This window comes from Actinoplanes sp. HUAS TT8 (assembly GCF_051380535.1).
Classification (GTDB): Bacteria; Actinomycetota; Actinomycetes; order Mycobacteriales; family Micromonosporaceae; genus Actinoplanes.
This window is the reverse complement of record NZ_CP195646.1, coordinates 8,434,610-8,445,794: the sequence shown is the minus strand read 5'-3', so window position 1 is coordinate 8,445,794 and position 11,185 is coordinate 8,434,610. Positions and strand designations below refer to the sequence as shown.

The 11,185-nt window shown below is 70.5% G+C and carries 9 protein-coding genes; 7 read left to right on the top strand and 2 right to left on the bottom strand.

Going from position 1 to position 11,185, the window contains the following annotated elements; genetic code table 11:
- Positions 1–17: 17 nt before the first annotated feature.
- Positions 18–1,538, bottom strand: coding sequence for an adenylyl-sulfate kinase (gene cysC, locus ACSHV8_RS37395; protein WP_436523780.1), 1,521 nt, complete (start codon positions 1,536–1,538; stop codon positions 18–20).
- 338 nt (positions 1,539–1,876) lie between these two features.
- On the opposite strand from cysC, the gene ACSHV8_RS37390 reads away from it, so the two are divergent.
- The 7 genes from ACSHV8_RS37390 (at position 1,877) to ACSHV8_RS37360 (ending at position 8,287) form a co-directional block, all read left to right on the top strand.
- Positions 1,877–2,965, top strand: a complete 1,089-nt coding sequence (locus tag ACSHV8_RS37390; RefSeq protein ID WP_436523778.1) for a glycosyl hydrolase — start codon at positions 1,877–1,879, stop codon at positions 2,963–2,965.
- Positions 2,966–3,107: 142 nt separating this feature from the next.
- Positions 3,108–4,022 (top strand): ABC transporter ATP-binding protein, encoded by a 915-nt coding sequence (locus ACSHV8_RS37385; RefSeq protein ID WP_436523776.1) that lies wholly within the window; start codon positions 3,108–3,110, stop codon positions 4,020–4,022.
- Positions 4,015–4,875 carry an ABC transporter permease gene (locus tag ACSHV8_RS37380; protein WP_436523774.1) on the top strand — a complete coding sequence of 287 codons (861 nt, stop codon included), beginning with the start codon at positions 4,015–4,017 and terminating at the stop codon, positions 4,873–4,875. Before ACSHV8_RS37385 ends, ACSHV8_RS37380 begins: the two co-directional genes overlap by 8 nt.
- A complete protein-coding gene (locus ACSHV8_RS37375) occupies positions 4,872–5,837 on the top strand; it encodes an ABC transporter ATP-binding protein (protein WP_436523772.1) in 966 nt (321 codons plus the stop codon). Before ACSHV8_RS37380 ends, ACSHV8_RS37375 begins: the two co-directional genes overlap by 4 nt.
- 1 nt (position 5,838) lies before the next feature.
- A complete protein-coding gene (locus ACSHV8_RS37370; RefSeq protein WP_436523770.1) occupies positions 5,839–6,549 on the top strand; it encodes an ABC transporter permease subunit in 711 nt (236 codons plus the stop codon).
- Between the two features lie 439 nt (positions 6,550–6,988).
- Entirely contained in the window at positions 6,989–7,279 is a 291-nt protein-coding gene (locus tag ACSHV8_RS37365) for a hypothetical protein (protein ID WP_436523768.1), read from the top strand.
- 177 nt (positions 7,280–7,456) lie between these two features.
- Complete coding sequence (locus tag ACSHV8_RS37360) at positions 7,457–8,287, top strand: hypothetical protein (protein ID WP_436523766.1); 831 nt, start codon at positions 7,457–7,459, stop codon at positions 8,285–8,287.
- Positions 8,288–8,349: 62 nt separating this feature from the next.
- On the opposite strand, the gene ppc is transcribed toward ACSHV8_RS37360, so the two are convergent.
- Entirely contained in the window at positions 8,350–11,148 is a 2,799-nt protein-coding gene (gene ppc / locus ACSHV8_RS37355; protein ID WP_436523764.1) for a phosphoenolpyruvate carboxylase, read from the bottom strand.
- Positions 11,149–11,185: the final 37 nt, after the last annotated feature.

Genomic DNA, 11,185 nt, shown 5'->3' with positions numbered 1-11,185 from the left:
CCGCCGCGAGTGATGGGTCAGCTCAGTTTGGGCTCCACCCAGCCGTTTTCCACGAGGTAGCTGAGAACCGTTTCGACCGCCTCGGAGACCGACATCGTGGTGGTGTCGATGGTCAACTCGGCGTCCAGCGGCTCCTCGTACGGGTCGTCGATGCCGGTCATCCCGCGCAGCTGACCGGAGCGTGCGCGGGCGTAGAGGCCCTTGCGGTCCCGCCGCTCGCAGACCTCCAGCGGGGTCGCCACGTGCACCAGCACGAACCCGGCACCCGCCTCGACGGCCATCCGGCGCACGGAGGCGCGGGCCGCCTCGTACGGCGCGATCGGGCAGGCCACCGCCATGCCGCGGTGCCGGCCGACCTCGGCCGCGACCCAGCCGATCCGGCGCACGTTCCGGTCCCGGTCGGCCTTGCTGAAGCCCAGCCCGGCGGTCAGCTCGCGGCGCACGACGTCACCGTCGAGCAGCGTGACCGTCCGCTCGCCGGTCTCCCGCAGCGAGTCGGCCAGGTTGCGCGCGATCGTCGACTTGCCCGAACCGGACAGGCCGGTGAAGAAGACCACCAGACCGCGGTGCCGGCGCGGGGGCCGTACGCGGGAGAGCTCCTTGGCCACGGCCGGCGGGGTGTGCCACTCGGGCAGCGGGAAACCCCGGTCCAGCAGGTCCTCGATCTCCTCCGGGAGCAGCGCCAGGCGGCGGTTGCGCGGCGGGATGTCGTCGCGCCAGCGCCACTGACCGTCCCGGTTGTCGTAGGCCAGCTCGCGCGGCACGAGCACGCGCAGCCCGGCCCCGGAGAGGGTGTCGCCGGTGGAGAGGACATGGGTGACGCCGTACGACGCGGCGACGCGCGACCGCAGCAGGGCGTCGCGCATCTCGTCGCCGTGCGGGGACACCGGCACCGCGACGATGGTGGCCGGGGGCATCCGGTCGCGGGCCGCGAAAACTGCTCGGACCAGCGCCTCCGGCGGCAGCCCGTCCGGACCGTGGCCGCTGACCGGGATCAGGATCAGCAGATGCGCGGCCAGCGTGCGGGCGGCGTGCGCGATCTGCGCCAGCTGCGGCCGGTGCAGCGGCCGGTCGGCGATCACGCCGAGCACCCGGCCCGGTGGGAGCAGCGACCGGACCTCCTCCGGCGTGCGGCGCAGGCGCTGGAACGGGCCGTGCCCGCCGTCGCCCATCTTGCGGACCGGGCCGCCGACGCCGAACCGGTTCTCCCCGGCCCGCCAGACGTCGTGCACCTCGATCGCCGCTATCGGGGCGCCCTCCAGGTCGGTGAGGACCACCGTCCGCCGCGCCGGGTCGGCCGGGTTCAGCCGCTCGGCCAGCTCCTGGGGGAGCTCCAGGGTGACCGGGACCGGCCAGGGCGTGCCGTCGGCCAGCCGGCCGGTGCGGGCCAGCGCGGCGAGATCGGCGCGGACCAGGAACCCGGTCAGCGGCGCGTAGGCCCCGGAGAGCAACAGCTCAAGATCTGCCAGCTCAAACGGGCGAGGGGCGTACGAGGGTGCGTCCCGCAGGACGTCTTCCGGCAGAACCGAGCCACTCACCTTTGTATCCCCTTGCCGCGGCCGACTTGGGTGACAGTTTCGCAGCCCGTTTCCAGCCGGTCGAGGCGGGCTCGCGATCCGGTCCTGTCGCGGGTGCCGCGCGGGGCTGCGGCGTGGCCCAGGCGGCGCCTGACGGCGTCCGGGGAAAGGCCACATGCAACACCGGTATGCGACCTTTCCCCGGCCGGCGTCAGCCACCACCTGGACCTCGCCTCGCTCCCACGCGACCCCCGCGACAGGACCGCCTCCGCAGTCCGAAATTCCACCGTTTGCCTGATACCCGGTTAAAACATTCTCTAACTGGACAAATCCGCAGCATCCCTTAATATCGGACGATTGTGAGACAGATCTTCCGTGTTGTCGCGCTCGGCGCCGTCCTGGCGATGGCCGTGACGGCCTCCGCGATCACCCCGTCCGGGCCGGCCCGCACCGCGACGCGCACGCTGGTGAGCGGGGACGAGCGGGTCGCACCGGCCCCCCGGCCGTGCCACACCGCGTACAAGCTGGTGCCCACCTGCGGCATCCTCTGGGGCGTGGCCCCCGGCGCCCGGACCGAGGAGCACGGCTTCGACGCGCTCGCCGACTTCGAGCGCAAGACCGGCCGTCACCAGGCCATCTATCACGCGTACCACCACGGGATCCGGCAACTGTTCCCGACGCCGCAGGAGATGGCGATCGCCCGGCAGCCCGGCAAGAAGCGGGTCCTGCTGCTCAACTGGAAGCCGGAGAGCGCGTCCTGGGCCACCATCGCCCGCGGCGACCGGCGCACCGACGCGTTCCTGGACCAGCTGGCCGCCCACATCCACCGTAACTTCCGGGAGCCGTTCTTCTTCGCCATCCACCACGAGGCCGAGGACCAGGTGCGCGAGCGGGCCGGGTCGGGGTACACGGCCCGCGACTACGCGGCGATGTTCCGGCACGTGGTGACCCGGCTGCGGGCGCACGGCGCGGACAACCTGGTGACCGTTCTCGTGCACATGGCGTACGTCCCGCACACCACCAAGAGCTGGTTCAGCGACATGTACCCGGGTGACGACGTGGTCGACTGGATCGGGTTCGACACCTACTCCTACAGCGACCCCGGGTACGGCCACGGCGACTTCGCCGAACTGCTCAACCGCCGGTCGGCGATGAAACCGCGCTGGCCCGGCTTCTACAACTGGGTACGGGCGCACCACCCGCGCAAACCGCTGATGGTGGCCGAGTGGGGAGTGTGGTTCAGCAAGCGCAACCCCGGGCACATGGCCGCCTTCTACCGCGAGGTGGGCCAGCAGATCGGGCACTTCCCGGCGATCAAGGCGATGGTGCACTTCGAGACCCCGGCCAACCAGAAGGGCCAGGACTCGTCGGTGGACAGCACACCGGCCGCGCTGCGGGAGTACCGTCGGCTCGGACGGCTACCGGTGTTCCAGGTCTCGCTGGGCTGAGCGCTCATGGCCGTACGCCGAAATCGTGTTTTTCTTGGTTTTTGGGCATCTCCACAAACCTGAGAGAACGCTGAGGGACCCTGAGAACCCCTCAGGGTCCTTCCGGATTCAGCGAGATGCGACGGGTTCCTAGGCTGAGGCCGTGAACATCATCGCTACTCAGGCGCTCACGAAGACGTACGGGGGCGGGGTGACCGCCCTCGCCGACCTGACCGTGCAGGTCGAAGCCGGCGTCATCGGCCTTGTCGGCGCGAACGGCGCCGGCAAGAGCACGTTCATCAAAATCATGCTCGGCCTGATCGCTCCCAGCGCTGGCTCGGTCCGGGTCTTCGACCTCGACCCGGTCACGCAGACCGACAAGGTCCGGGCCCGGGTCGGCTACATGCCGGAGAACGACTGCCTCCCACCGGACGTGTCGGCGTCGGAATTCGTCACCCACATGGCCCGGATCAGCGGCCTGCCGCGCACCGCGGCCCGCGAACGCGCCTCCGAGGCGCTCCGGCACGTCGGCCTCTACGAGGAGCGGTACCGGCAGATCGGTGGCTACTCGACCGGCATGAAGCAGCGGGTCAAGCTGGCCCAGGCCCTGGTCCACGACCCCGACCTGCTGCTGCTGGACGAGCCGACCAACGGCCTCGACCCGGCCGGTCGCGACGCCATGCTCGCCCTGATCCACCGGATCGGCACCGAGTTCGGCATCTCCGTCGTGGTCTGCTCGCACCTGCTCGGCGAGGTCGAGCGGATCTGCGACTCGCTCATCGCCATCCAGGGCGGGCGCCTGCTGCGGGCCGACCGGATCTCCTCCATGACCGCCGCCTCCGACCTGCTCGCGGTCGAGGTCAGCGACGGCACCGACGAGCTCGCGGCCAAGCTGGCCGAGGTGGGCCTGCCGGTGACCCGGGACGGGCGGCTGCTGCTCGTGCCGCTGGAGTCCGACGACGCGTACGACCGGATCCTGCGCGCGGTGACCGATCTCGAACTCAACCTGCACCGTCTGGACCAGCGCCGGCACCGTGTCGCCGAGCTCTTCACCGCGAAGGAGACCGCCGATGTCTGAGACAGGCGTCATCCATGACATCGGCTATCAGCGGTACACCGGTCCCCGGCTGACCCGCGGAGCCGCGATCAACGCCCTCTACGTGCACGGTCTGCGGGCCGCGTTCGGGCTGGGCCGATCGGCCAAGGCCAAGATCTTCCCGTGGCTGGTCGCCGGCGTCGCGCTGCTGGTCGCGATCATCGTGGCCGCGATCAAGTCGCAGGTGCCCGAATTCAACTTCGGCTACGTCGACATCGACAACCAGCTGAGCTGGATGATCGTCTTCTTCGTGGCGATCCTCGCGCCGACCCTGGTCTCCCGGGACCTGCGCTCCAACACGCTGCCGCTGTACTTCAGCCGGCCGCTGCGCGCCGCCGACTACGTGATCGCCAAGTTCCTGGCCATGGTCACCGCGGTCTGGCTGCTGCTCGGCGTTCCGCAGTTCATCATGTTCCTGGGCTCGGCGTTCACCACCAAGACGGGCATGACCGGGGTCTGGCACGAGATCAAGGAGCTGGTGCCCGGCTGGGGCTACAGCCTGATCTGGGCGCTGCTGTTCACCGGCGTCGGCCTGCTGATCGGCTCGCTCACCGGCAAGCAGGCGTTCGCCGCCGGTGGCATCGTGGCGATCTTCCTGATGACCATCCCGGTGGTCGCCGTCCTCTCCCAGCTGCCGTCCAGCGCGGCCAACAAGATGGCCGGTCTGGCCAGCCCGAACACCCTGATCCAGGGCTTCGGCAACTGGGTGTTCGGCGCCCAGACCGGCATCGACGTCGGGCGGTACGGCCCGATCTACGCCATCGAGGCGTTCTGCCTGATCGCCGTCTGCCTCCTGCTCCTGCTCGCCCGCTACCGGAAGGTGGCCGCGCTGTGACTACCTCAGTCGAATCCACCACGACCGTGGCCCCGGCCGGCCACCCGACCGGCGTCGTCGAACTGGCCGGCGTGTCCCGCTGGTACGGCAACGTCGTCGCGGTCAACGACATCACCATGTCGCTCGACGCCGGCGTGACCGGCCTGCTCGGCCCCAACGGCGCCGGTAAGACCACGATCCTGCACATGATGGCCGGCTTCCTGGCCCCGTCCAAGGGCACGGTCACCATCCACGGCAAGCCGACCTGGCGCAACCCGGGCGTCTACCGCGAACTGGGCCTGGTCACCGAGCGCGAGGCCGTGCACGCCTTCCTCACCGCCGAACAGTTCGTGCTGGCCTGCGCGAAGATGCAGAAGCTGAAAGACCCGGCCGGGGCCGCCCGCCGAGCCCTGGAACTGGTCGAGATGACCGACGCGGCCGACCGCCGGATCGGCACCTTCTCCAAGGGCATGCGCCAGCGCACCCGGGTCGCCGCCGCGCTCGTCCACGAGCCCAAGGTGCTGCTGCTCGACGAACCGTTCAACGGCATGGACCCGCGGCAGCGCATGCACATGATGGAGCTGTTGCACCGCCTCGGCGACAGCGGGCACACCATCCTGTTCAGCTCGCACATCCTCGAAGAGGTCGAGCAGGTCGCCGGGCTGGTCCAGGTGATCGTCGCCGGCCGGCTGGCCGCGTCCGGCGACTACCGCAAGATCCGCCGGCTGATGACGAACCGGCCGCACGTCTTCGCCGTCCGCAGCTCCGACGACCGCCGGCTCGCGGTGGCGCTCATCGGTGAGCGATCGGTGAGCGGCGTCGAGATCGACGACAAGACCGGCATGACGGTACGGGCGTCGGACTACGGCGACTTCACCCGCGCGCTGCCCCGCATCGCCCTCGACCAGGGAATCCGCCTGCACCAGTTGGTGCCGTCGGACGAATCCCTGGAGAGCGTCTTCTCCTACCTGCTGGAGGCCTGAGATGTCGACCGTCGCCCTGATCACGGTGCGCGGCCTCTTCGGCCGGCGCCGGGCGCTCATGCTCCTGCCCCTACCCATCCTGGTCATCGGCCTGGCCGCGCTCTGCCGCGGCTTCGACCTGGCCCCCACCGACTGGGGTCAGTCGGTCATCGAAGCCCTCGGCTTCGCCGTGGTCCTCCCGGTCGTCGCCCTGATCGTCGGCACCGGTGTCCTCGGCTCCGAGATCGACGACGGCACGCTGGTCCACATCCTCACCAAGCCGCTGCCCCGCCGCGAGATCATCCTGGCCAAGTACGCGGTCGCCGCGGTCGTCACCGCCGTCACCACCGCCATCCCGCTCTACGTGGTCGGCCTGCTCGCCGGCTCGGCCAAACTGGCGGCGGCACTGGCGGTCGCCTCGGTGGTCGGCTCGTTCGCCTACACCGCCCTGTTCGTCCTGCTCAGCCTGCTGACCCGCCGTCCCGTACTCCTCGGGCTGGTCTACATCCTGATCTGGGAGGGACTGCTCGGACGCTGGGTGAGCGGCACCCGCGTCCTCTCCATCGAGCAGTACGTGATCACCATCGCCGACAAGCTCGACCCGACGACCATCCTCACCGCCCAGCTGAGCGTCACGACAGCCGTGGTGATGAGCGCCATCTTCGTGGTCGTCAGCACGGTCATCGCGATCAACCGGCTCGGCTCGTTCAGCCTCGCCGGCGAAACCAGCTGACCACCACTCAGGCCGATCCGGCCCGGTCCAGGTTCCCCCTGGTCCGGGCCGCTTCGTTTGCTCTTGTACGTCCTAGCCCACCCCTCAACCGCAAACACGAGCCCCTGGTCCACGGCCGCGACCTGATCCCCACTCCAGGCCACCCGGCGACCACGGCGAAAGTGCCCGGCCCGCCAGCCGACCCCGGGTCCCGGCCCCGGCCGCGCCCCACCCTCCCCGGCGGCCCCGAGACACCCTCCACCCCATCCCGCACCACCTGGCTGACCCCCACAGCTGCAACAACCCCCGCGCGGCATGAGCCAGCCGGATTCCCCGGTGTTGCGCATGCCAGCGGCGATGCCATCGACCGTCGGTGGAAGCAGATTGTCGAGGTTGGCATTGGACAACTAGTCTTACGCTTCGACTCTCCTCCAGATGCCGGCATTTCGGGGCGGTAGCGGTGCACAAGAACGTTCATCAGGGTCTGCACGGCGAAGGATTCATCCAGGCACTCGCGTGCGCCGGCGGATTCACCACCGCTCGGGCGAATCTCGACATCGACGGGGTCGATCTGCAGATCGCCAGTGCCGGCCCGAGGGGAACGGTTCGGTCGCCCAAGATCGAGGTGCAGGTCAAGTCGGTGTCCGCCCATCCGGACAGCGTGACGGTGAGGGTACCGCTGCGGAACCTGCTCACCGTGGCGGCGATGCGGTGTCTGCTGGACGGCGATCTGGAAGGAGCGGCACGATGATCCGGGCACAGGTCACGGACCGGGCCGCCATGGCCGCTCGGTCGCCGTCCGAGCTAGCGATGTATCTCCGCGCCAACGGCTGGGTCACCCGCGGCCGTGCCGGCAGCAGCATGCAGTGGGTGAAGCCGATCGGTGACGAGGAATTCGAGGCACTGCAACCGCAGGAGTCCACGATCCGTGACTACTCGCTGCGGGGTTCGCGACCTGCTCTCGGTGTTGGCAGCGGTCGAAGACCGGTCGGAGCTCGAGATCCTCAGTGACATCACCAGCGTCTCCATGGACGTGCACGCGGTCCGGGCGTTCCCGGCGGACAACAGTCCGGGAATGATCGGGATCGACGACGGCGTGCAGGCCTACGAGAGCCTGCGGAACCTGGTTCTCGCCGCGGCCTGCGCCGTCGCCACCGACCAGCCACGTGCGGTCCACCCCGCCCGCAAACCGGCCGACGTGCTCAGCTTCCTCCGCGAGGTGCGGATCGGTGCCCCGGCCGAGGGCAGCTTCGTGCTCTCCGTGCATACCCCGGTGCCGCCGCGGTTGTCCGTGCCCCAGGCGTCGTTCTTCGACGGGGATGTGGCGGACGCGTTGGAGCCGGCCGAGCCGTTCGAGCGCCGGGTCTCCCTGAAGCTGTTCGACGCGGTGCGCGCGGCCTATTCCGCCGCCAATGACGCGTTGGTCTCCGCGGAGGGTCTGGACGCGTTCACCGAGGCGGTTCCGTCCGGCGTCAGCGCGAATCTCTGCGAGGCACTGGTCGGTCTCGGCGGGGAGGCCGGGCATCCGTTCGACTTCACGTTGCGCCTGGCGCCGTCGCGGCCGCTCCGGGCGCGGAGCTTCGCGCCGATCCGCTTCCGCCGGGATCATCTGCCGGTGCTCGCCTCGGCGGCGCAGGAGCTGCGGGAACGGGTCGCGGACGAGGGCGTCTCGGTCCGAGGCGACCTGATGCGCCGGGGCACCCGTCACTATCTGACCAACCCATCGGCGTTTCACCTGGTGCGAGATCCGGAGAACTGACACCGGAACGGGAGAACCCGGGCCGCGTCGGCGGCCCGGGGTTCCGGTGGGACAGGGACGGATCAGCCGGTGTTGCGCATGCCGGCGGCGATGCCGTTGACCGTGGTCAGCAGGGCCCGCTCCAGCGCCGTCGAGTCCGACGGGCCGCGGCGGGCGCCCGGGGCGGTCGGCATCTGGCGGCCGGCGTCGCCCAGGTCGCGGTACTGGCGGAGCAGGGCGACCTGCAGGTGGTGCAGCGGCTCCAGGTACGTGTCGCGGACCCCGAGCGTGCGGGACAGTTCCGGCTGCGCGGCCAGGATCTGCGGCTCGCCGGTGATGGCGAGGACCTCGCGGACGGTCAGTTCGTACTCGGCCTCGATGGTGGCGAAGATCGGGTGCAGTTCGGCCGGCACGAGGGTTTCCACGTAGCGCCGGGCGATCGACAGGTCGGTCTTGGCCAGCATCATCGCCACGTTCGACAGGAACGTGCGGAAGAACTGCCAGTCGTTGTGCATCTCGTCGAGCACGTCGCCGTGGCCGGCGGCGCGGGCGGCGGCCAGGCCGGAGCCGACACCGAACCAGCCGGGGACGATCTGCCGGGTCTGGGTCCAGCCGAAGACCCACGGGATGGCCCGCAGGCCGCCCAGGCCGGCGTCCGCGTTCTGGCGCTTGGCCGGGCGGGAGCCGATGTTGAGTGCGCCGAGCAGTTCGGTCGGGGTGGCCGCCCAGAAGTAGGCGGGCAGGTCCGGGTTCTCGACCAGCTTCCGGTATGTCGTGAACGCCGCGTCCGACGCGGTGTCCATCGTCGCGTCCCACACTTCGAGCCGGACCGGGTCGACCGACAGCGTGGTGTGCAGCAGGGTCGCCTGCAGCACGGCGGCCGTGGTCAGTTCCAGGTTCTCCCGGGCCAGGGCCGGCACCGTGTACTTGTCGGAGATGACCTCGCCCTGCTCGGTGACCTTGATCGCGCCGTCGAGAGTTCCGTACGGCTGGGCCAGGATCGCCTCGTGGGTGGGGCCGCCACCGCGGCCGACGGTGCCGCCGCGGCCGTGGAACAGCCGCAGGCGTACGCCGTGCCGGGCGGCCACGTCACGCAGCGAGCGCTGCGCCTTGTGGATCCGCCACTGGCTGGTGGTGATGCCGGCCTCCTTGTTGGAGTCCGAGTAGCCGAGCATGACTTCCTGCAGGTCGCCGCGGGCGCGCACGATCGCCCGGTAGGCCGGCAGGGACAGCATCTCGTCGAGCAGGTCGCCGCCGGCGTCCAGCTCGGCCGGGGTCTCCAGGAGCGGCACGATGCCGACCCGGGCCCGCCCGGTCTGGATGTCGACCAGGCCGGCCTCGCGGGCCAGCACGGCCGCGGCGAGCACGTCGTCGACGCCGAGGGTCATCGAGATGATGTACGACTCGACGACATCCATGCCGAACTTGTCCTGCGCGTCGCGGATCGTGTGGAACACGTCGAACGTCTTGCGCGCGGAGTCCGTCAGCGGGGTGTCGGCGCTGCTCAGCGGCCGCCGGCCGGTCAGCTCGGTGGCGAGCAGCTTGGTGCGGTCGGCCCGGTCCAGGGTGGCGTAGTCGTCGACCTCGCCGACCTGCGCGTACATCTGCTCCAGGACCTCGTGGTGCTTCTCGGCGTGCTCGCGCACGTCGAGCGTGGCCAGCTGCAGGCCGAACGCGGAGGCCTGGCGGATGGCGGTGGCGACCACGCCGATGGCCGAGAGCTGGCCGGAGTTGCGGGCCAGGGACGCGCGCATCAGTTCCAGGTCGGCGATCAGCTCGTCGCTGCCCAGGTAGTCGCGGCCGCTCACATGCGGGGTGCCGTGCTGCAGGCGGGACCGGGTGTTGGCCAGTTTCGCCTTGATGGCGCGGACCTTCAGACGGTACGGCTCCTCGGCGTTGACCCGGCGGAACCGGTCCTGAACCTCGGGCAGGTTGTCCAGGTCCTGCGCGATGCTGGCCGACAGGTCGAGGGAGACCCCGCGCAGCCGGCGGGAGACGGACAGCTCCTCGATCAGCTTGTCCATCACCTTCTCGGTGGCCTGGATGCCGTGCTCGTGCTGGATGAGCAGCACGTCGCGGGTGACGGCGGGGGTGACGAACGGGTTGCCGTCGCGGTCGCCGCCGATCCACGTGCCGAAGGTGAGCGGCCGGGACGTCGGCGCGGTCTCGACTCCCAGCCGGCGCAGCGTCTCGGCGAGGTCGTCGAGGACCTGCGGGGCGGCCTCGGCGTACAGGTCCTTGAGGTAGTAGACCGCGTTGCGGGCCTCGTCCAGCGGGTCGGGCCGGTCCAGCCGCAGCTCGTCGGTCTGCCAGAGCAGGTCGATCAGCTCGGCGAACCGCTTGGTGGAGACCGTGGTGTCGTTGTCGCCGTAGAGCACGGCGGCGGCCGATTCGGCGTCCAGCGAGTCGGCGACCTGGCGCAGCTTGCTCAGGATCGATCGGCGGGAGGCTTCGGTCGGGTGCGCGGTGAAGACCGGGCGGACCGCGAGCCGGCGGGCGGCCGAGGCGATCTCGTCGGCGGGCACGCCGGCCTCGGCGATGCGCTTGGCGGCCTGGTCGAGCCAGCCACCGTCCTTGGCCCGGCGGCGGCGCAGGTCGCGCGCGCGGTGCACCTGCTCGGTGATGTTGGCCAGGTGGAAGTAGGTGGAGAAGGCCCGGGCCAGCTTGGTCCCGGTGGTGATGTCCATGGCGGCGAGCCGGTCGGCGGCGGCCGGCACGTCCTGGCGGACCAGGGCGCGGATCTCCTCGACCAGGTCGAGCAGGGGCCGGCCCTCCTGGCGGGCCAGGGTCTGCCCGAGCAACGTGCTGATCCGGCGGATGTCGGCACGTAGCGCGGCGTCGGGCCCCTCCGGCTCGTCGAGGTGGGCGGACAGCTCAGTCATCGGGGCGCTCCTTCGTTCGGATGGCTCCAGGACGGCG